18 protein-coding genes are annotated in these 20354 nt (G+C 71.9%); 8 read left to right on the plus strand and 10 right to left on the minus strand.

Annotation, left to right across the window (positions count from 1 at the left end; genetic code table 11):
- The first annotated feature begins 183 nt into the window (after window positions 1-183).
- The 5 genes from ABGB05_RS27090 to ABGB05_RS27110 all read left to right on the plus strand — a co-directional run bounded on the left by ABGB05_RS27090 (window position 184) and on the right by ABGB05_RS27110 (window position 5865).
- Window positions 184-2307 carry an MMPL family transporter gene (locus ABGB05_RS27090; RefSeq protein ID WP_347656672.1) on the plus strand — a complete coding sequence of 708 codons (2124 nt, stop codon included), beginning with the start codon at window positions 184-186 and terminating at the stop codon, window positions 2305-2307.
- Between the two features lie 510 nt (window positions 2308-2817).
- Window positions 2818-3516: a hypothetical protein gene (locus tag ABGB05_RS27095; protein WP_347656674.1), complete on the plus strand. Its 699-nt coding sequence runs from the start codon at window positions 2818-2820 to the stop codon at window positions 3514-3516.
- Between the two features lie 38 nt (window positions 3517-3554).
- A complete protein-coding gene (locus tag ABGB05_RS27100) occupies window positions 3555-4718 on the plus strand; it encodes a S8 family serine peptidase (RefSeq protein WP_347656676.1) in 1164 nt (387 codons plus the stop codon).
- Between the two features lie 172 nt (window positions 4719-4890).
- On the plus strand, window positions 4891-5160 hold the full coding sequence (locus ABGB05_RS27105; protein WP_347656678.1) for a hypothetical protein: 270 nt from the start codon (window positions 4891-4893) through the stop codon (window positions 5158-5160).
- Window positions 5161-5184: 24 nt separating this feature from the next.
- Window positions 5185-5865 carry an acetoacetate decarboxylase family protein gene (locus ABGB05_RS27110; protein ID WP_347656679.1) on the plus strand — a complete coding sequence of 227 codons (681 nt, stop codon included), beginning with the start codon at window positions 5185-5187 and terminating at the stop codon, window positions 5863-5865.
- On the opposite strand, the gene ABGB05_RS27115 is transcribed toward ABGB05_RS27110, so the two are convergent.
- Window positions 5789-6835 (minus strand): LysR family transcriptional regulator, encoded by a 1047-nt coding sequence (locus ABGB05_RS27115; protein ID WP_347656681.1) that lies wholly within the window; start codon window positions 6833-6835, stop codon window positions 5789-5791. The two genes, ABGB05_RS27110 and ABGB05_RS27115, sit on opposite strands and share 77 nt — an antisense overlap.
- Window positions 6836-6944: 109 nt before the next feature.
- Here ABGB05_RS27115 and ABGB05_RS27120 point away from each other — a divergent pair, with 109 nt between their 5' ends.
- Window positions 6945-7772, plus strand: coding sequence for a methyltransferase domain-containing protein (locus tag ABGB05_RS27120; protein WP_347656683.1), 828 nt, complete (start codon window positions 6945-6947; stop codon window positions 7770-7772).
- A 113-nt stretch (window positions 7773-7885) separates the two neighbouring features.
- Here the strand turns inward: ABGB05_RS27120 and ABGB05_RS27125 are convergent, their stop codons facing one another.
- The 7 genes from ABGB05_RS27125 to ABGB05_RS27155 all read right to left on the minus strand — a co-directional run bounded on the left by ABGB05_RS27125 (window position 7886) and on the right by ABGB05_RS27155 (window position 15996).
- Window positions 7886-9955 carry a PQQ-dependent sugar dehydrogenase gene (locus tag ABGB05_RS27125; protein ID WP_347656685.1) on the minus strand — a complete coding sequence of 690 codons (2070 nt, stop codon included), beginning with the start codon at window positions 9953-9955 and terminating at the stop codon, window positions 7886-7888.
- An 86-nt stretch (window positions 9956-10041) separates the two neighbouring features.
- Window positions 10042-10998: a LamG-like jellyroll fold domain-containing protein gene (locus ABGB05_RS27130; RefSeq protein ID WP_347656687.1), complete on the minus strand. Its 957-nt coding sequence runs from the start codon at window positions 10996-10998 to the stop codon at window positions 10042-10044.
- Between the two features lie 147 nt (window positions 10999-11145).
- Window positions 11146-11895, minus strand: a complete 750-nt coding sequence (locus ABGB05_RS27135) for an ABC transporter ATP-binding protein (protein WP_347656689.1) — start codon at window positions 11893-11895, stop codon at window positions 11146-11148.
- Window positions 11885-12640 carry an ABC transporter ATP-binding protein gene (locus ABGB05_RS27140; protein WP_347656691.1) on the minus strand — a complete coding sequence of 252 codons (756 nt, stop codon included), beginning with the start codon at window positions 12638-12640 and terminating at the stop codon, window positions 11885-11887. Before ABGB05_RS27140 ends, ABGB05_RS27135 begins: the two co-directional genes overlap by 11 nt.
- 5 nt (window positions 12641-12645) lie before the next feature.
- Entirely contained in the window at window positions 12646-13905 is a 1260-nt protein-coding gene (locus ABGB05_RS27145; RefSeq protein WP_347656693.1) for a branched-chain amino acid ABC transporter permease, read from the minus strand.
- Window positions 13889-14776, minus strand: coding sequence for a branched-chain amino acid ABC transporter permease (locus ABGB05_RS27150; protein WP_347656695.1), 888 nt, complete (start codon window positions 14774-14776; stop codon window positions 13889-13891). Before ABGB05_RS27150 ends, ABGB05_RS27145 begins: the two co-directional genes overlap by 17 nt.
- Window positions 14777-14784: 8 nt before the next feature.
- Window positions 14785-15996 carry an amino acid ABC transporter substrate-binding protein gene (locus tag ABGB05_RS27155; protein WP_347656697.1) on the minus strand — a complete coding sequence of 404 codons (1212 nt, stop codon included), beginning with the start codon at window positions 15994-15996 and terminating at the stop codon, window positions 14785-14787.
- A 136-nt stretch (window positions 15997-16132) separates the two neighbouring features.
- Between ABGB05_RS27155 and ABGB05_RS27160 the strand changes: the two genes are divergently transcribed.
- A complete protein-coding gene (locus ABGB05_RS27160; protein ID WP_347656699.1) occupies window positions 16133-17167 on the plus strand; it encodes a LacI family DNA-binding transcriptional regulator in 1035 nt (344 codons plus the stop codon).
- 6 nt (window positions 17168-17173) lie between these two features.
- Here ABGB05_RS27160 and ABGB05_RS27165 read toward each other — a convergent pair whose 3' ends face one another.
- Window positions 17174-17710: a hypothetical protein gene (locus ABGB05_RS27165; protein ID WP_347656701.1), complete on the minus strand. Its 537-nt coding sequence runs from the start codon at window positions 17708-17710 to the stop codon at window positions 17174-17176.
- Window positions 17711-17822: 112 nt separating this feature from the next.
- Window positions 17823-18809: a LacI family DNA-binding transcriptional regulator gene (locus ABGB05_RS27170; RefSeq protein WP_347656703.1), complete on the minus strand. Its 987-nt coding sequence runs from the start codon at window positions 18807-18809 to the stop codon at window positions 17823-17825.
- A 192-nt stretch (window positions 18810-19001) separates the two neighbouring features.
- Here ABGB05_RS27170 and ABGB05_RS27175 point away from each other — a divergent pair, with 192 nt between their 5' ends.
- On the plus strand, window positions 19002-20276 hold the full coding sequence (locus tag ABGB05_RS27175) for an MFS transporter (protein ID WP_347656705.1): 1275 nt from the start codon (window positions 19002-19004) through the stop codon (window positions 20274-20276).
- Window positions 20277-20354 lie beyond the last annotated feature (78 nt).

Raw genomic sequence — 20354 nt, forward strand, 5'->3', positions numbered from 1 at the left:
AACTGGAGAACAACATAGCGCCGCCCGCCACGTCCGGCAAGGGCTCCAACCGGACAACCTGGCGGGATAACCCCTGGGCCATCGCGCGTACCAGGGCAAAGCTGGTGAACTCACCGCAGGACACCCGGCCGAACGACTAGCTTGATCACGGAGAGAGAGTCGTCGACCACGAGAGGTGCCGCCGTGTTCGCCCCTGTGGGACGGTTCGTGGTCCGTCACCCGGTCTGGGTGATCCTCGCGTGGGTCGTGATCGCGGCGGCGGTGATCGGCGCCGCGCCCCGGCTGACCGCCACCACCGACGAGGCGTCCTTCCTGCCCTCGCACTACGAGTCGATCCGCGCCGCCGAACTGCAGCAGACCGCCTTCCCCCAGGCCGCCACACCGGCCGCGATCATCGTCTTCGAACGGCAGGACGACGCGGCGCTGACCGACGCCGACGCGGCGAAGGTCGCGGCCATCGGGCAGGCCCTGGCCGCCCGGCAGATCCCCGACGTCCGCGCGCTCACCCCGACACCGCCGTCACCCAACCGGTTGATCCAGATCATCGCGGTCCAACTCACCCCGCAGAGCGGCCCGGGCGACCGGGCCCAGACCAAGGCGGTCCAGGCACTACGCGACGCGCTCGGCGACCAGCTCGCCGGCTCCGGCCTCAAGGCCGGCATCACCGGTACGGCCGCCCAGGCGCTCGACGCCGAGAAGTCCGGGGACCGGGCCAACCTGATCATCGGCGTGGCGACCATCGGCCTGATCGTGGTGCTGCTCCTGATCATCTTCCGCAGCCCGATCATCGCCCTGCTCCCGGTCCTCACCATCGGCCTGATCTCCCAGATCGCGACCGGTCTGATCGCCTGGGCCAACGAGGCGTTCGACCTGAAGACCGACAGCTCGGTGAGCGCGATGCTGATCGTCGTGCTGTTCGGCGTCGGCACCGACTACATCCTGTTCCTGATGTTCCGCTACCGGGAACGGCTGCGACTCGGCGAGGATCCCAAGACGGCGATGGTCAGCGCGGTCACCCGGGCCGGCGAGGCGATCGCGTCGGCCGCCGGGGCGGTCATCATCGCCTTCCTCGCCCTGACCCTGTCGACGCTGGGCCTGTTCCGGTCCCTGGGCCCCGCGCTGGCCATCGCCGTCGCCACCACCCTGCTCGCCGGCCTCACCCTCATCCCGGCCCTGGTGTCACTGCTCGGCACGAAGGTGTTCTGGCCGTCCCAGGCGTGGCGGCGCGAGCCGCGCGGAGCCCGGTTCGCCGCGCTCGGCCGCTCCCTCGGCCGCCGACCGGCGGTGTACGCGGCGGTCTCCGGTGCCGCGCTGATCGTGCTCGCGGTCTTCTCCTTCGGCTTCCACCCCAACTTCGACCTGAGCAGCGGCTCGACCGCCACCGAGTCGGAGTCCAACCGGTGGAGCCGGGAGCTGCTCAGAGGGCTGCCGGCCGGGGCGACCGAACCGTCCAACGTCTTCCTGCGCTCGGACACCGGAGCACCGCTGCCAGCCGACCGGCTGGCCGCGTACCGGACGGAACTGGCCGGGGTGCCGGGCGTCGGCCAGGTCGCCCCGCCGACCCTCTCGGCCGACCGGACGGTGGCGAACTTCCAGGTCACCCTCGACGACACCCCGCAGTCCGCGGCGGCGCTGCGCACCGTACGCGGCCCGCTGCGGCACACCGCACACGCGGCGGAACCCGAGGGCACGAGCGCGTTCGTCGGGGGCATCACCGCGGTCTTCGTCGACATCCAGGCCGCGGTGAACCGCGACTACGCGGTCGTCTTCCCGGTCGCCGCCGTGCTCATCATGGTGATCCTGGGGCTGCTGCTGCGCAGCGTCGTGGCGCCCTGGTATCTGATGCTCTCGGTCGGCCTCGGCTTCGCCGCGACGCTGGGTGCCACGGTCCTGCTCTTCCAGGACGCGCTCGGCGAACCCGGTCTGATCTTCATCCTGCCGGTGATCATGTATCTGTTCGTGGTCGCGCTCGGCACCGACTACAACATCCTGATGGTGGCCCGGCTCCGTGAGGAGGCCCGGGAGGGACGTAACCCCCGGGACGCCGCCGCGATGGCGATCCGGCACGCCGGACCGACCATCGCCGCCGCCGGCCTCATCCTGGCCGGTACGTTCGCCTCGCTGATGCTGGCCGGCAACAGCACCCTCACCCAGATGGGCTTCGCCATCTCGGTCGGCATCGCCATCGTCGCGTTCGTGATGTCGCTCTTCCTCACCCCCGCGATCACCGCGCTGCTCGGTCACGCCGCCTGGTGGCCGGGCCACCAGGACACCGCGACCGCGAAACACCGGGCACCGACCGGCTGACCCCCCGGGTCCAGTCGCGTCATCCCACGCCAACCGCCGTTCCTCACCCGAGCGACGCCGAGGGCCTACCGAACGCATCGGTATAACATCACCAGTTGATCATCGTCACGGGTCCCCGATTTTCGTGATCGCCCCGACGTGGCTCAGGGGCGGGAAGAGAGCGCCGCGTTGTCACAGCCGTCCTATCCGTACCACCAACCGCCGCCGTACGGGCAGCCGCAGCCCTATCCGCCAGCGGGGTTCCCGCCCGGCGCTCCCGGCGCTCCCGGTGCTCCACCGCCGACCGGGGCCGGTCCCACCGTCGGCCCACCGCCGGTACATCCCGCACCGGCGGGCTACCCACCGCAGCCGACGGGACATCCGACGCCGCCGGGATATGCCGCGCCGCCGGGATATGCCGCGCCATCGCCGGCACACCATGCGCCGCCACCGGGATATCCGGCGCCACCGCCAGCACATCCCGCGCAGCCGCCAGACGCGGGAGGTAGGCAGCGTGGCCGCAAGCGCCGGGTGATCGGTGTGCTGGCCGCGGTGCTCGCCGTGTTCCCGCTCCTGGCCGCCGGCGGACTGGTCGCCAACGAGATCAAGAACCGCCGGATCCAGATCAGCAACGACGCGTTCATCCCGCTCGCCTGGCACAACCTGCGCGCCGACGAGATCTTCCCGGACGTGCTGAACGAGCCGTCAACCCTCGGACAGCATTCGAGGGGCTGGGTACGCCAGGGCGTCGCGGAGGAAAGCGACTGCACGGAGGCGTTGGTCGCCAAACTTGCCGAGATCGCGGTCAGGGAAGGCTGCACCACCGCCCTGCGGGCGACCTACGTCGACACCGGAGGCGAGGCGGCGGCCACCATCGCGCTCTGTGTGGTCGGCTCGAACGATCAGGTGGCGACGATCACCGGGGCGGGGTTCAGCGTGGTGGCGGACAGGCCGGGACCGATGGTGATCCCGGTGGCGGTGCCGAAGACCGCCGCCGCGGGATGGCAGAAGAAGCTGGGGTACGGCGGCGGCACCGAGGGAGCCAGTCCCTTCGGCCCGTACCTCGCGGCGATCACCGTCGGCCCGGCCGACCCGAACCGCCGGTACGGCAAACTGCCCGCCGACTGGAAGCACACCGGAGAACAGGAGCTACGGGTCTACCAGATCCTCGCCCGCGACCTGCTCGGTGCGTACTCACGTACCTTCGACAACACGGTGAAAGGGCAATGAGCCGGTGGTGCCGGGCGGCGGCGCGGACCGTCGTCAGTGTGGGTGTCGGTACGGTGCTGCTGTTCTCCGCGACACCGGCCCTCGCCGCCGGCCAGGGCTGGGAACTCGACGCACTCTCGGTCCCGGCCGCGCACCGGATCAGCCGTGGTGACGGGATCACGGTCGCGGTGATCGACACCGGGATCCGCACCGAGCATCCGTTGCTGGACGGGCGTGCCACCGAGGGGCCGGACCTCCTCAACGAGACCGACCAGAAGGAGTCGTGGTACGGCCAACACGGCACGATCATGGCCTCGAACGTGCTTGACGTCGCCCCGGACGCGAAGGTGCTCGGACTACGAGCGATCCGGGACACCGAGGACCCGGACTTCGAGACCGGGATACCGGGAACCACCCTGGCCCGGGCCATCCGGCAGGCGGCGGACACCGCCGAGGTCCGGGTCATCTCGCTCTCGCTCGGCACGGAGTCCCTGATCGGCGCGTACGACGCCGACGAGATGCTGGCGGTCCAGTACGCGCTCGGCAAGGGGATCGTGGTGGTCGCGGGCGCCGGCAACGATGCCAGGCACCTGAACCAGGTCAGCTATCCGGTCGGCTATCCCGGGGTGCTCGGTGTCGCCGCGAGTACCCCGACCGGTGCTCGGGCGCCGTTCTCCAGCGTCCACTCGTACGTGGACGTGGCCGCGCCCGGCGTGCAGATCTGGGGTGCCGAGTTCAACTCGACCGGCCGCAAATCCGGTCAGGGCACCTCGCAGGCGACGGCGTTGACCTCCGGAGTCGCCGCGCTGATCCTGGCCAAGTACCCGAAGCTGGCCCCACGTCAGGTCGTCGAACTGCTCGAACGCACCGCCTCGCATCCGGACCGGCACGATCCGGAGACCGGGTACGGCGTGATCGACGCCGAGAAGGCGTTGCGTGCGGCGGCCAAGGTGAAACCGCAGCCGTTTGTCATGGTCGGCAAGGAGCGCGCGGGTGAGCACTTCGGCCCCGGCGACGACGGTACGCCCCGGCGCATCGCCCAGCCGTGGGACAGGACCTCCGTGGTGGTGATCGGTGTGTTCGGGCTGATCGCCCTGCTCATGCTGGTCGGCGGCCTGCTGATGGTGGGCAGTGGCCGTCGGGCCCGCCGACGGGCGCAGGTGGCGGGCGGTTTCGGCAACCCACCCGTACCGGGCCCTCCCCCACCGCCGCGAACGTGGTGAGCGCGGCCGGCGCCGCCGGTCCCCACCGGATCCGCGCGGCGTCGACCCGGTCGGCCGGTTGGTGACCGGGTGCGGGCCGGTGGCGACGGGCCTACGGTGGAGACGACGACCCCGACCAGCGGCTGCGTGCCGACGGGCCGACGATCGGCGACGGTTCGCCCGCGATCTGCGATTGGCCCTGCTCCGCGAGCACCTGGACGTCACCGACGACCGGGACCTGCTGGATCCCGACTCGAGGGTCCGGGCGGTCGACCGGGCCGCCGACGCGCTACAGGCCTGGCACGAGCGTGGCCGTCGGGGTGCCCGACCGCCGGGTCGGCTCCGCCCGCACCGGACCAGGCGGCTGCCGTGGCACCAACGGCTCTGGGCGGTCCCCGCCTACCGTGTCATCTACGACCCGGACGGGCGGGCCCGGCGGGACCGGCGGGCCGGCCACTGGTGAGGGTTCAGTCGATCCGAGGCGGTCATGATGCGCTATCCACCGGAGCCGTGGCGGCTGCGTGGCCGGATGTACGTCTCGGTCTGGGCACTGCGTCGGGCGGAGCTCCCCCGGCTGCCGGCAGAGCTGGCCCGGGCGGTCCGGCCGGTGACGATCGCCGGTCGCGGGCTGGTCGGGGCCGCCTGGGTGGGATACGAGCCCGGCGGGGTGCTGCACTACCGCGAGTTGCTCTCGGCCCTGCTGGTCCGGGCCGGGTTGCGGCCCCGGGTCAGCATCACGCACATCTGGGTGGACAGTGTGGCCTCCCGGGACGGCGGCCGTGAGCTGTGGGGCATCCCGAAGGAGCTGGCCGAGCTGGAGATCGGCGACGACGGCCCGACGACCGGAACAGCGGTGGAGGACATCACCACGTCGGCCCGGACGCCTCGCGGACCGGTCGCCCGGGCACTGGTCCGGCCGGGGCGTCGGCTGCCCGGACGCTGGCCGGTCGGGTTCCGGGTGGCCCAGTTGCTCGGCGGTCGGGTCCGCACCACCCGGGTAGGGTGCCGCACCACCGTGGGCACGGCCGTCACGACCTGGGAGATCGATCCCGCCGGACCGCTTGCCCACCTCTCCGGTCGCCGCCCGCTCCTCACCCTCGCGCTGCCGCACTTCCGGATGGTCTTCGGGTCGGCCGCGCCGACGTCGGACGGATCCCCTGGCGGGTAAGTTCGCCGAGGACAACCAGCATCGCCGCCGCAGCCGGCGAACGGTACTCCGCGACGGCGGTCGCCGCGTACAGCGGGCGGGTCGGCAGCGTCGGGATGGTGGGCCGCACCACCACGTCCCGACGCAGACCGGGCTGTGCCAGGGTCGGTACGAGCGCGACGCCGGCACCCGCCGCCACCAGGGCGGCCTTGCCGTTCCAGTCGTCGCACCAGAAGCCGATCCGGGGCGGGCCGCCGAGCGCCTCGGCGAGCGGGGCGATCGGCCCGAGACAGTCCGGATAGGCACCGTCGATCCAGTTCTCGTCGCCCAGCTCGGACAGTCGGATCCGTCGACGCCGGGCCAGCCGGTGCGTCGCCGGCAGCAGCACCTGGAGTTCCTCGTCGCACAGGGGCAGCAGGTCGACGCCCTCGACCTCGGCCCGGGGCGCACCGAGGCCCTCGTTCCGGGGCGTACCAAGGCCCTCGGTCCGGGGCGGGTCGGCGCCGACGTACCTGGCCTCCTCCGGGTCCGCGTACAGGTGCCAGCCGGTGACCAGCGCCAGATCGATCTCGCCGTTGCGGACCGCGTGCAGTGGCCGGTCCCGGTCGGTCTGCCGCAGGCTCAGCGTGACGCCCGAATGAAGCTCGCCGAACCGGCGGATCGCCTCCGGCACCAGGTACGTGTTGACGCTGGGGAACGCCGCCAGCCGCAGGTCGCCGGTGGCCAGTTTGGCAAAGGAGGCGAGGCGGGCCTCCAGGGCACGCAGCCGGTCCAGGGCGTCGCGGGCGAGTTCGATGGCGACCGCCCCGGCCGGCGTCGGTCGGACCCCGCGCGGCACCCGGCTGAACAGCGGTACGCCGAGGCGTCGTTCGAGGCCGGCGATCTGTCGGGAGACGGCGGGCTGGGTCAGGGTCAGCGCCGACGCGGCAGCGGAGAACGAGCCGTGCTCGCCGACCTCGACGAGCACCCGCAGGGACCAGGTGTCCAGCATGCACGGAGCTTATGCCACCCCCGACCGATCCGCAGTTGTCCGCATGCCTGACCGGGCCGACGCTTGGTTGGTGGGCTCAACCGGAGCGACGCGGACGAGAGGGACCGGGATGACGCGGATCGTGAACACGGAGCAGGACGTCGCGTGGAACGGCGCCGAGGGTGCGCACTGGGCCGAGCACAACGACGGCGACCCGGTGAACCGGGAGTTGACCGAAGCGTTGCTGGTCGCCGCCGGGATCGGGCCGACGACCCGGCTCCTCGACATCGGCTGTGGCACCGGGGAGAGCACCCGGATGGCCGCCCGGCTCGCACCGCACGGGCACGCCCTCGGCCTCGACCTCTCCGCGGTGATGCTGGAGCGGGCCCGGGCGGCGGCGGGCGCGGCGGGCCTGGACAACGTGACGTTCGAGCAGGGTGACGCCCAGGTGTACCCGTTCGCCGAGGGCCAGTACGACGTGGCGGTCAGCCAGTTCGGCATCATGTTCTTCGCCGATCCGGTCGCCGCGTTCCGCAACATCGGCCGTGCGCTCCGGCCCGGGGGTCGACTCGTCTTCCTCTGTCCCCGCGAGATGACCGCGAACGCCTGGTACGTGGTGCCGATCGCCGCGCTGGACGGCGGTGCGGGCCGGCTGCCCGACTCGGCGATGTTCTCGCTGGCCGATCCGGCGCAGCTCACCGCGCTGCTCACCGACGCCGGTTTCCGGGAGGTACGCCCGGAACCGCTCGACCTGCCGATGGCGTTCGGCACCGACCTGGCCGAGGCCACCGGCTTCTACCTCGGCTCCGGACCGGTCCGGGCGGTCCTCGAACGCTCCCCCGACCTCACCCCGGAGCTGGCCCGGACGCTGCTGGTCGAGGCGCTGCGCCCCTACCAGGAGCCGGACGGGGTCCGGATCCCCGGCGCCAACTGGCTGGTCACCGCCACCCGACCGTAGTCGGGTGGCGGTGACCGACCTGGGCGGTCCGGTCCGGCCACGGGGGCGGACCGGACCGCGGGCTCGGGCGGAATCCCCGCCGACTGCCGAGGGCCCGGCCGGCCGGTCCGGGCTCAGACCGCCGGCGTGCCGCGGACGGTCAGGTCACGCAGGCTGCCGACGTTGTCGAAGGAGCCGAAACCGACCCGCCCGGAGCCGAACGTGGTGTCCCGGGCCGTCATCAGCGGGTCCTTTGCACCGTCGACGTAGACACCGATCTCGCCGGTGGCCGGCAGGTGCTTGACCCGCACCTCATGCCACTTCGCGTCGGTGACCGCCGGCGCGGCGCCCTCCGAGCGTCCGTTCCACTGGTAGTCGAGCCGTTCCCGGTCAGCATTGTTGACCTTGAAGATGCCGTTGTGCGGCAGGATCGTGTTGTCGGTGGAGAGGTGTGCGTAGTAGAACTCGGTGTCCGACCGCCAGCCGAAGACGATGATCACGTCCCGGTTGGTCACCTCGACCGGGGTGTCGAGCCGGACGTCGGCCCGGATCTCCACCGCGCCGAACTCCGGTCCGGCGGTCAGCACCGCGTACTCGAACGGACGCCGCGGACCCGGACGCTGCACACCGGCCTCGGCCAGGACCACCTTGTCACCGGTGAACATCCACTTCGCCGGGGTGACCGGCGCCCAGTTGGACGGCCGCATGGTGTCCCGGACCCACGTGGCGCCGACCTTGGCGGCGGCGTACTCCCGGGTCCCGGTCACCTTCCAGACCCTGCCGTTCGCCTTGGCGAGGATGTACAGCTCGCCCTGGTTGTCGGTGCCGAACCGCAGGTCCACCCGGTTCGGGTCGCCGGGCGCCCCGGGGCCGGAGAGGTCCTGCATCCGGACCGGGGTGCCGGCCGCGTCGAAGAGCGCGAGCCGGTGGATCGGGGCCAGGTCGCGACCCCGGCGCATCTGGTCGACCTCGGTGTAGAGGACCCGGCCGTCGACCAGGTCGCCGAAGACGTACTTGCCGCGCAGCGCGGGCACGTCCCGACCCCGGTAGACAAATCCGCCGGCCACCGCGACGCCGACGTCCGAGGTGCAGTTCCAGCCGGGGGCCGGCTCGTGGTCGTACGCGGCGACCGGGTACGTGTACCCGTACTGCGCGTCGTCGGCCGGCAGCGGGAAGATCTTGTCACAGGGGGCGGTCGACGTCTTGTCGAAGACGAAGGCGCCCTCCCGCTCGCTCCAGCCGAAGTTGTCGCCGGCCTTCACCTCGTAGATCGCCTCGATGGCGTGCTCGCCGATGTGGCCGAGATACATCTTGCCGGTCTTGCGGTCCCAGCTGAACCGGTGCGGATCCCGCATGCCGACCGCGTAGATCTCGCCGAGCGCACCAGCCTGCCCGACGAACGGGTTCGACGGCGGGATGCCGTAGCGCCCGTTCGGGGCGTTGGTGCCGAGCGGGTCGATCCGCAGCAGCTTGCCGTGCGGCATCGCCAGGTTCTGCGGGTCGGTGTTGCGGACCCCGGTGCCGCCGTCACCGGCCGCGATGTAGAGCAGGCCGTGGTCGCGGTCGCCCTTCTTCCGGGTCGGGTCGAAGTTGATTTCCTGGATGCCGTGCACCTGGCCGCCGAAGCCGATCCGCAGCACCTCCCGGTGGGTGCCGGCGAAGGTCTCCGCGGTCGGGTCGGTGGCGGTCCACTCGGTGATGATGCCGTGGTAGACGACGCTGCTCTGGGAGTAGTCCGGCACCACGGTCGTCGAGGAGGCCGCCTCGGTGTGCACCGTGTAGAACTTGCCGTTGCGCCTGAACTCGGGGTGGAAGGCGACGTAGCCGAAGCCCTGGCCGAGGCCGCGTCCGGAGAAGAACCGAGGTGCGAAGGTGGCTGCCACGTCGAGGTAGACGTACGGCGTGCCGCCGGGTCGGACGAGGTAGAGGCTGCCGTTGAGGTCGGGGACGGCCCGCCGCCCGGAGCCGTCGGGCAGCTCCATGATGGTGTTGATCCGGGCCTGTCGCATCAGTCGGGCGTCGACGGGTGCCGGGTTCGGCTCCGACTTCGGGAACGCGGCGAACTCGGTGAGCACGAGGCCGAGCCGCGACTGGGTCTGTTGTTCCGGTACCGGGTCGTAGATCGGGTCGGCGGCCTGCGCCGGCCCGGTCCCGACCAGGGTGCTCAGCACGAGGGCGGCGGCGGTGAGCGAGGCCGCCGTCACGGATCTGCGGAGGCGTGGCGGAGATGAGGTGCGCACGCGGGTCACTCCAATCTCGGGGACGGGGGGGGTTCGGGTGGGGGTCAGCGTCACCCGGTCAGGTGGCGGTACTGCTTCTCGACCTGGCGGGCGGAGACGACCCGGTCGAGGAACATCAGCGAGTCCATCCGGCAGTCGCAGGGGTTCTGCTCCCGGGTGTCCTGCGGGAAACTGCCACCGATCTTGATGCCACGGGGGTCGGTCGCCGTCGTACGGTGCTCGCCCGGCCCGGCGACCAGCCACGGGTCGTCGGTACGGGTGTAGAAGCCGTCGATCGGCTTCCCGTTGCGGTAGAGCGCCATCGCCCCGGTGGTGAAGTCGAAGGTGGCGGCGAGGAAGACCCACTCCCCGACCGGCAGCAGGGTACGCCAGTCCTCGCTGGCCGCGTACGTCTGCGAGTTGCCGCCGTCCAGTCGCCGGCCGAGCGCGACCAGCCGCAGTTCGCCGTTCACGTCGATGAGTTCGAGCAGCGCCCGTACGCCGTGCCCGTCGGAGTCACCGGTCAGGACGCCGGCCAGCCCGATCGCGTTGAACCGGTCGTCGGGGTTGGCGGTGTTGGAGTTGGGTCTCGGGTTCTCGCCGGTCATCTTGACCCAGCCCATGACGGTGATGCCCTCGACGGCGTTGAACGCCCGCAGGCTCGGTACGCCGGTCGCCGAGTAGATCCCGGCCTTCCAGTCGTCGTTGCCGGCCTCGGTCGGGTTGACCTGCCGGGTCTGCAGGGCCCGCCCGCTGCCGGGATAGGCGCGGTCCGGCACCCGCATCGCGGCACCGCCGTTGACCAGGTCGATCGTGGTGCCGGAGCGACCCTGGTCGGATTCCCGGGCGGAGTCGCCCCGGACCGGGTGGTCGAAGTCGTAGAAGGCGACGAGGTGGTGTCGCAGGGACGGGTGGACGTCACGTGGCTTCTTGCCGCCGGCCTGCGCCGGCGGAACGGCCACGCTGCTGGCCAGTACCGCCGCCAGCAGGGCGGCGGTCGCGGCGACAGCGCGCCGGGATCTCGACATCGCGTACACCTCTTTCGGGTACGGCGGTCCGGTCAGCGCCGGTGGAAGCGCTTTCCGCGACCGCGTCGAACTATGGAGTTGTGCGCCTGGTGCCAGGGTGGTGGTGCCGACGGTGGTGGCCGGGGCGCCCCGGCCACCACCGTCGGGTCAGCGGTTCGCCGGTGGGCGGGCCTCGGCGGGTCGGCCGCCGAGGTAGAGCTCACCGAGTTGCGGATCGGCCAGCAGTTGCGGCGCCGGCCCGGAGATGTGCACCCGGCCGAGGTCGAGCACACAGCCGAGGTCGGCGGTTTCCAGCGCCCGTCGGGCGTTCTGTTCGACCAGCAGGACGGCGGTGCCCGCGTCGCGCATCCGGACGACCTGCTCGAAGACGGTGCTGGTGGCCTTCGGGTCGAGTCCCATCGACGGCTCGTCGAGCAGGACGACCTTCGGGTTGACCATCAGCGACCGGGCGAACTCGACCTGCTTCTGCTGGCCGCCGGAGAGCAGCCCGGCCAGGGACCGCCACCGGTCGGCGACGACCGGGAAGAGTTCCTTGACGAACTCGACCCGTTGGGCGATGACCGACCTGTCCCGCAGCGTGTAGCCGCCGAGGAGGACGTTCTCGGCGACCGTCATCTCCTGGAACACGCTGTGTCCCTGGAGCACGTGGGCCACCCCGGCGGCGAGCATCCGCTGTGGCCCCTGGCCGGTGACGTCGACCCCGCCGACCAGGATCCGGCCGGACCGGGGCTTCAACAGGCCGCTCGCCACCTTGAGCACCGTCGACTTGCCGGCGCCGTTCGGGCCGACGAGGCAGACGATGGTGCCGGACTCCACCGAGACGGAGAGCCCACGCAGCACCGGCGCGGCCCGACCGTAGCCGGCCTGGATGTCGACGAGTTCGATCTCAGACGCCAAGGTAGGCCCCCAGCACCCGCTCGTCCGACCGGATCACCGACGGTGGCCCCTCGGCGATCGGCCGGCCCCGGTCGAAGACCACGATGTGGTCGCTGATGCTCATCACCAGGTCCATGTTGTGCTCGACGATCACGAAGGTCCTCCCCTCCGCGTTGAGGTCCCGCACCAGTGACCCGATGCGGTCGAGCAGTGCGGGGTTGACCCCGCCGGCGGGCTCGTCCAGCAGCACCGTCTCCGGGTCGCTCATCAGCACGCCGGCCAACTCCAGCAGCTTCTGCTGCCCCCAGGACATGTTCCGGGCCTCGACCTCGGCCAGGTGTTCGATGCCGAGCCGGGTCAGCCAGCTCCTCGCCCGGTCCACGTCGGCCCGGCGGTGTGCGCCGCGCAGCTTCGCGACGAGGCCGCCGGGACGGGCCGCGACGAGGACGTTGTCCAGCGCCGTCATCCGGGGGAAGACCCGGCAGAGCTGGAAGGTACGACCGAGGCCGGCCCGGGCGACCACGTGCGGGGCCCGACCGGTGAGGTCTCGCCCCTGGTAGCTGATCCGGCCACTGTCCGGCCGGATCATGCCGGTGACGCAGTTGAAGAAGGTCGTCTTGCCGGAACCGTTCGGCCCGATCAGCGCGTTGACCCGGCCGGGTCGGAAGGTCACGCTCGCCGCGTCCAGGGCACGTACGCCGCCGAACGCCTTGGTCAGCTCGGTCGTCTCCAGACTCCGGTCCGATCCCGGGCTCCGCTCACCCATCCCGCTCACCTCGCCTCCCGTCCGGTCCGACCGGCCGGCTTCCCGTCCGCCGCCGGCCCGGTCGCAGCCGCCGGCCCGGTCGCTGCCTGCGACCCGCTGTCCTCCTGCGGTCCGCTGTCCACCGCCGGCGACCCGACCGCAGCGCCGCCGGTCCGCTGGGCGCGCAGTTCGGCGGCGGTGACCTCCCGGATCGACGCCTGGGTCGGCCGGAGGAACCGGTTGAACAGGGCGCCGAGCGCCGGCAGGACACCGTCCGGCATGAAGAGCACCACCAGGGCGAGCAGCACACCGGTGGCGACCAGGTGCAGCTGGGTGTCGCCGAACTCGACCTTGAAGTACTCGAGCGCGATGCCGACCACCAGCGCGCCGACCAGTGGGCCGAACAGCTGGCGTACGCCGCCGAGCAGCGCCATCAGGACCAGGTAGGAGCCGGTCAGGATGGAGAACTGGAAGACCGGGTCGAGGTCGCCGAACCAGAGCGCGTAGAGCCCGCCGGCCAGTCCGGTGAAGCCTGCCGAGATGACGAAGACGACCAGCTTGTAGCCGAAGGTCGGGGTGCCGAGCGCCTCCGCCTTGTCCTCGTCCTCCCGGATCGCCTTCAGACCGAGGCCGAACCGGGACCTGTCGATCAGCCACCAGACCAGCAGGGCCACCCCGAGCAGGCCGGCGAAGAGGTAGAAGAAGGCCCTGTGGTGTTCGGGCCGGAGCAGCCCCGGGAACGGTCGCGGCACGACCAGCCCCCGTGACCCGCCGGTGAACGACGCCCAGCTCTGGAAGACCAGGAGCAGGATCAACACCAGCGCGATCGACACGATGACAAACGAGGCGCCCCGGACCCGCAGGGCGGCGTACCCGATCGGGACCGCGAGCGCCGCGACCAGCAGGCCGGCGGCGGCGAGCGCGACGAAGCTCGGCAGCCCCGCCTTCACCACGAACAGTCCGGTGGCGTAGCCGCCGAGTCCGGCGAGCGCGCCGTGGCCGAGCGAGATGTAACCGGTGAAGCCGCCGACGAAGTTCCACGAGGTGGCGAGCACCGCGTAGTTCAGCACCACGACGCCGGCGGAGAGGATGTACGGGTTCGGGGCCAGGGACGGGAAGACCAGCACCGCGACGACGAGGGCCAGGATCGCCACGCCGTACAGCAGCCGGCCGAGCCGGCGACGGGCCGGACCGGTCGCGGCCGGGTCGGCCGGGACAGGCGTCGTGGCCGACGTCGCCGGGCCGGTGGTCGGCGCCGGGGTCAGGGAATCAGAAACGTTGGGCAAGCCGACCTCCGAAGAATCCCTGCGGCCGGAACGCCAGCGTCGCGAAGAGCGCGATGTAGAAGACGGTCTGCGCCCAGGTGGTCCCCATCGGGATCTGCAACAGGCTCTGCAGCAGGCCGAGCAGCATGGCGGCGGCCGCCGCCCCCGGTACGCTGCCCAGCCCGCCGACCACGATGATCGCCATCAGTGGGCCGATCCAGTGCCAGTGCAGCGACGGGTAGATGGTGGTGTCCAGCGCCAGCGCCGTGCCGCCGACCGCCGCGGTGGCCAGCCCGAGACCGAACCCGAAGCCGGCGACCCGGTCGGTGTCGATCCCGACCAGCCGGGCCGCGTCCCGGTGCTGGATGGTGGCCCGCAACGCCCAGCCGAAGGTGGTCTTCTTCATCAGCAGGTAGAGCGTCAGCAACGCCACTCCGGCCAGCCCGAACGCGATCAGCTTCACCACCGCGATCCGGGCGCCGAACAGGCCGAAGCTCGCCGAACCGTAACCGAGCTGGATCCGCCGCTGGGTGCCGGTGAAGACGTACCCGAGCAGGCCCTCGACCAGCAGCGCGATCGCGAAGGTGAGCAGCACCGACATCATGGTGAGGGTCGCCGGCCGCAGCCGGGCGAGCAGCAGCCGCTGCAGTCCGACCCCGATGCCGAAGAAGAGCGGCACCGTGACGATCATCGACAACAGCGGGTCGACCCCGAGCCGGGTGTGTGACCACCAGGCGAGGTAGGCGGCGAGGATGAGGAACGCCGAGTGGGCGATCATCACCACCCGCATGATGCCGAAGTAGAGCGTCAGGCCCGCTGCCAGAAGGGCGTAGAGCCCACCCAACAGCAGCCCCAGGACGACGCTCTGCAGGAGCAGTCCCCCGGACGGCATCCGCTACCTCACCAGGCCGGCTTCGGATAGACGAACTCGACTTCCTTGGCGTCGGCCGGCAGCACGATCTGGATCTGCCCACCGACCCACTGCTGGATCATGTGCGCGCCCTGCGGTTTGCCGGTCGCGTCCCAGCGCAGCGGGCCGACCACGGTGTCGACCTTGTTGCCGTGCAGCCAGTCGACCAGCTTCTTCTGGCACTCGCCCTGCTCGGCGCAGCCGACCGCGGCGACGGCCGCGGCGACCACCTGCCCGGTGGTGTACGCGTTCGCCTCGTCCTCCTCCGGCGGCGTGCCGAACTGGGCGGTGTACTTCTCCACGAACTCGACGTTGCTCGGGTACGGCGCCTTCTGGGTGTAGCCGGTGGGCGAGAGGATCCCCTCGGTCTTGTTGCCGATCGCCGCCGCGAACTCGGGGTTCGTCGGGGCGGTCGAGAAGGCCGCGAGTTTCGGCTGGTAGTTGAGCTGCTGCAGGGCGACGATGAGGTTCACCCCGTCCTGGTACTGCGAGCCGCCCACCACCAGGTCCGCCTTCGAGGCCGTAATCTTGGCGGCGATGCTGCCGAAGTCGGTCGTGTTCGGCGGATAGACCTCGTCGACCACGGTCCGTACGCCGCCGGCCTCCAGCTTCGCCTTCAGTCCGTACGCGGTGCCCTGGGCGAACGGGTCGTCCATGGCGGCGTACGCGGCGGTTTTCGGCCGCTGGTCGGCCGGCAGTGCCAGCAGGTGTGCGGCGAGGTGGTTGTAGTGGTCGTCGGCGACCGCCGGGGCCGCGTAGAACAGGTTCTTGAAGCCCTGCTCGAAGACCTCCTTCGCCGCGCCGGCCGGCTCGACGAAGAGCATGCCGTACTCCTCGGCCACCCGGGCCGCCGGCACGACGAGGCGGGTCGAGAACGGACCCACCACGATGTCCACGTTGTCCTTGCCGATCAACTGTTCGTAGTCGGCGACGACCCGGTCCGCGTTGGACTGGTCGTCGAGGATCTTCAACTCGATCTGACGGCCGAGCAGGCCACCCTTGTCATTGGTGATCTTCGCCCAGGCCTCGTAGCCACGTTGCACGCCCTTGCCGGGCTCGGAGAAGTCACCGGTCAGCGGAAGCGAGATCCCGACGACGATCGGGTCGTCGTCGGAGCCCGACCCGCCGCCGTCACCACTGCAGCCTGCCAGCGCGAGTGCTACCGCCGCGCCGAAAGCCGTTGCCCATCGTGTGCGTGTCACTCGGGATGTCATCCCAGGACGCTCCTTTGCACCAGGACGAAAGCGCTTACGAAAGCGCTTACGTACCCTAAGCTGTGGTCTGCGTCACGGGCAATGGTTACAACGGCTGTGTTTGATATTTCTGGGGAGTTAACAGATGCCCAAGCCCGGCCCGAGGTTGCGCCTGGTCGACGTCGCCGAACGCGCCGGGGTCTCCCTGGCCACCGCGTCCCGCGCCCTGGCCGGCCGGGACGGGGTGAGCGCCGAGGTCGCCGACCGCGTCCGGCAGGTCTCCCGGGAACTCGGCTACGTCGCCAACCCGTACGCCCGCACCCTGGCCGGCGGAGCCAGCTCGACCGTCGGACTCGTCGTGCACCAGATCGACGACCCGTACTTCTCGGAGATCGCCGGCGGGGTCATCCAGGTCGCCGGCGAGCAGGGCCTGCTGGTACAGATCTGCCACTCCGGCCGGAACCCGGAACACGAACTGCGCCAGCTGCGACACCTGATCGCCCAGCGGGTCGGCATCATCCTGATCGCCGGCTCCGGCTACGCCGACCCCGGCGTCGAGGCCGAGGCGAAGCGGGAACTGGCGGCCTTCCAGGACCTCGGCGGGCGGGTCGCCGCGATCGGCCGGCACTTCCTCGGCGTCGACGCCGTCCTCCCGGACAACGAGGCCGGTGGGCGGGCGCTCGGCGAACACCTGCTCGGGCTGGGACACACCCGGATCGCGGTCGCCGCCGCCACCGGTGGACTCACCACCGTGCTCGACCGGCTGTCCGGAGTGGACGCGGCGCTGCGGGCCCACGGCCGGTCCCTCGACGAACTGCCGATCGTGCACGCCGACTTCACCCGGGACGGCGGTCGGATCGCCGCCGAGCGGATCCTCCGGGACCACCCCGGGACCACCGCGATCCTCGCGCTGAACGACTCGATGGCGATCGGCGTCCTCGCCACCCTGCGGGCGCACCGGATCGCCGTACCGGAACGGATGTCGGTGGTCGGCTTCAACGACGTCTCGGTCGCGGCGGACCTCGCGCCCAGCCTCACCACCGTACGACTGCCGATGACCGACATGGGACGGATGGCCCTCGACCTGGCCCTCAAGCCCCGGTCCCGGCGGGCCCGGCGCCGCTCCACCGGACACACCCTGGTGATCCGCGACTCGACCGGGCCGGCACCCGCCCGCTGACCGGGGTCAGCCGACACCGGCCGGCTCGGCGACCCCGCCACCCGCCGTCCGCTGCCCCGTCCCGCGTTCCAGACGACGGATCGACCGGTGCGCGAACAGCAGCGGGATGATGCCGAAGACCCCGAACGAGATGTCGATGAGCTGCCACCACCAGGGGATTCCGCGCACCGGACCAGCGATCAGCGCGAGCGGGACGACCGCCGCGCAGGCGATCATGCCGAACTGCACCACCCAGACGTTACGGACCGGGTCACGCAGCGGCCCCCAGAAGGCTACCGCGATGACCAGGTGGGCGAAGGCCAGCCAATCCGTGCCGTACGCGATGAACGGATAACGGCGGTTGGTCTCGACGATGCCCTCGTGCACCCGGTCGAGCCAGTCGACCAGGACGGGCAGGTGCTCGGGCGCCGGCGACCAGTCGGCGTGCAGCATCCGGACCAGGATCCGGACCTCCGCCTCCAGCGGAAACGCGGTCACCCCGCTGAGGACGAGACCGGTGATGAAGACAATCAGCCAGAACCGGACACGGGTGAGTGTGGACACCGAGGTAGGGTATTCCGCCCCGGGGCCCCTGTGGATCATGTGGGACAGCCGCTCACCGGACCTTCACCAGATCCGCCCGGCTCCGCCACGAACCTGGTGCCCCGGCCGAGACTCAGGCACTGTCCCGGCGGACCAGGGTGGAGGGAAAAAGCGTGCTCGGCGGCACCCAGGACTGCTCGAGGACCGCGCCGACCGCCGACGTGACGATCCGCTCGACCGGATGGGTCGCGGTGGTCAGCGCGGGAGCGCTGAGTTCGGCGTACGCGATGTCGTCGAACCCGGCGACCGCGACGTCCCCCGGCACCTGGTAGCCGGCGTTCCGCAGCGTGGCCAGCGCGCCGAAGGCGGTCGCGTCGTTGATCCCGAAGACCGCGTCGGTGTCCGGCCACCGGTCCAGCACCGTCCGGGTCGCCCGCCGTCCGGTGGCGGCGGAGAAGTCACCGGGGACCAGCCGAACGGGCAGCCCGGCCGACCGCATCAGATTCCGGTACGCCTCGACGGGTCGACGGGCGCACGGCATCCAGAGCGGCCCGGTCACCATCGCGATCCGGCGTCGTCCGGTGGCGTAGAGGTGCTCGAGCACGGCCGCCGCCCCGCCACCGTTGTCGACGTCGAACGAGGGCACCCCCCGGGCTCCGATGCCGATCGAGGCCACCCGGCCCCGGAACGTCGACGGCACCGCGTCCAGCGCCGCCTCGGTGGTGTTGATCAGCACCACAGCCCGGACGGTCCGGTCGTCGAGGATCCGGTCCAGCCGGGGTGCGTGCCGGGGCAGCCACTCCAGGGAGACCCCGACCTCGTACGCCGTACCGGCCGACGCCGCCGCAGCGACCGCCCGGTGCACGTACGGGTCGTCGAGCACCCGGGGCGACGTACCGACGACCCCGAGGACGAGCCGGAAACCCGATCGGCTCACCAGTGACCTGGCCGCCTGGTCCGGCCGGTAGCCGAGCGACTGGACCGCCGAACGGACCCGGTCCCGGGCCGCCGCCGACGCCGGCCCGGAGCCCGAGATGACCCGGGACGCCGTCGACCGGGACACCCCGGCCACCCTCGCGACGTCCTCGAGCCGTGCCTGTCCGTCCGGTCGCGTCCGCATCCCGATCCCCCCCTGCTCCTGCCGGCCCCGGTGCGCGTCGGGCGGCGGAGACGGCCCGGACCGGGGTTCCCGTCAGCGTACGCTTGTTATGAGAGCGCTCCCAGGGGTGACATTTCGGTACGCGCTCGTCACACACGCCGCTCGTCACGCTGCCGTCCGGCGCTGCCGCCCAACGCTGCCGAAGGAGTCCCCATGCCCCCGGCCCCCGCGGCCCCGACCACTCCCGCACGGTCCGCCCCACCGCGGCGGGTGGTCGCCGCCCGCAACGGGGTGGCGGTCGTCTTCGCGCTCAACGGATTCGCCGTCGCCTCCTGGTTCGCCCGCATCCCCGCCGCCCGCGAGGCGCTCGGGCTCAGCCCTGGCCGGCTCGGGCTGCTGCTGCTCGCGCTCTCGGCCGGCGCGTTCCTGGCGATGCTGACCGCCGGGGCGGTGGTGCACCGGGTCGGCTCGCCCCGGACCACCGCCGGAGCCACCGGCCTGGTCGCGGCCGGACTGGTCATGCTCGGCGTCGGGGTCGGCGCCTGGCCGTCCGTACCGTTGACCGCGCTCGGGCTCGCCACCCTCGGCTACGGTTCGGGTCTCGCCGACGTCGCGATGAACGTCGAGGCCGCGCTGGTGGAACGCCGGCTGCACCGGACCGTGATGCCCCGGTTCCACGCCGCCTGGAGTCTCGGCACCGTCTCCGGCGCCGTGCTCGGCGCCGGCGGTGCCCACATCGGACTTCCGCTGCCCGTCCACCTGAGCCTGGTCGCCGGCATCGTGCTCGCCGGCACCCTGGCCGGCGTCCGGCACTTCCTCACCGCCACCCCCGCGTCGGCCGCCGGCGAGGAGCAGACCGCCGGCCCGGCACCCGCCACCGGCGAGGAGCGGACCGGCAGCGCCGAACCGGCAGCCGGCAGCGGTGTGCTGCGGGCCTGGCGGGAGCCGCGCACCCTGCTCATCGGCCTGCTGGTCCTGGTGATGGCCTTCACCGAGGGCACCGCGATGGACTGGATCGCGGTCGCCTTCATCGACGGCCACGGGTTCGACGAGGCGACCGGCGCGGCGGTCTTCGGGGTCTTCGTCGCCGCGATGACCATCGGTCGCACGGTGGGGACCGTGGCGATCGACCGGTGGGGGCGGGTCCCGGTCCTGCTCGGCACGATCGGGGTGGCGCTGCTCGGGGTGCTGGTCGCGGTCCTGGTACCGACCGGACCGGTGGCGCTGGCCGGCGTCGCGCTCTGGGGACTCGGCGCCTCGCTCGGCTTCCCGGTCGGGATGAGCGCGGCGGCCGACGAGGAGCATCGGGCACCGGCCCGGGTCAGTGTGGTCGCGACGATCGGCTACACCGCGTTCCTCGCCGGCCCGCCGCTGGTCGGGCTGCTCGGCGACCAGGTCGGGACGCTGCGGGCACTGCTCGTCGTACCGGTCCTGCTGATCCCGGCCCTGGCCCTGGTGCCGGCGACCCGGCCACCGGTCGAGCGGTGAACCCGGCGCCGGGCCGGCCGGGGAACCATCGGGGGTGTGGCGGGGGGGCGGGGGGCGCCCCCCCGGCCCCGGGGGGGG

The organism is Plantactinospora sp. B5E13, from assembly GCF_039871775.1.
GTDB lineage: Bacteria > Actinomycetota > Actinomycetes > Mycobacteriales > Micromonosporaceae > Plantactinospora.

Bases quoted from the DNA above. Each gene is read 5' to 3' on its own strand.
- ABGB05_RS27175 (WP_347656705.1), top strand. From the start codon at position 19,002: ATGCCCCCGGCCCCCGCGGCCCCGACCACTCCCGCACGGTCCGCCCCA.
- ABGB05_RS27150 (WP_347656695.1), bottom strand. From the start codon at position 14,776: ATGCCGTCCGGGGGACTGCTCCTGCAGAGCGTCGTCCTGGGGCTGCTG.
- ABGB05_RS27170 (WP_347656703.1), bottom strand. From the start codon at position 18,809: ATGCGGACGCGACCGGACGGACAGGCACGGCTCGAGGACGTCGCGAGG.
- ABGB05_RS27140 (WP_347656691.1), bottom strand. From the start codon at position 12,640: ATGGGTGAGCGGAGCCCGGGATCGGACCGGAGTCTGGAGACGACCGAG.
- ABGB05_RS27120 (WP_347656683.1), top strand. From the start codon at position 6,945: ATGACGCGGATCGTGAACACGGAGCAGGACGTCGCGTGGAACGGCGCC.
- ABGB05_RS27115 (WP_347656681.1), bottom strand. From the start codon at position 6,835: ATGCTGGACACCTGGTCCCTGCGGGTGCTCGTCGAGGTCGGCGAGCAC.
- ABGB05_RS27160 (WP_347656699.1), top strand. From the start codon at position 16,133: ATGCCCAAGCCCGGCCCGAGGTTGCGCCTGGTCGACGTCGCCGAACGC.
- ABGB05_RS27110 (WP_347656679.1), top strand. From the start codon at position 5,185: ATGATGCGCTATCCACCGGAGCCGTGGCGGCTGCGTGGCCGGATGTAC.
- ABGB05_RS27130 (WP_347656687.1), bottom strand. From the start codon at position 10,998: ATGTCGAGATCCCGGCGCGCTGTCGCCGCGACCGCCGCCCTGCTGGCG.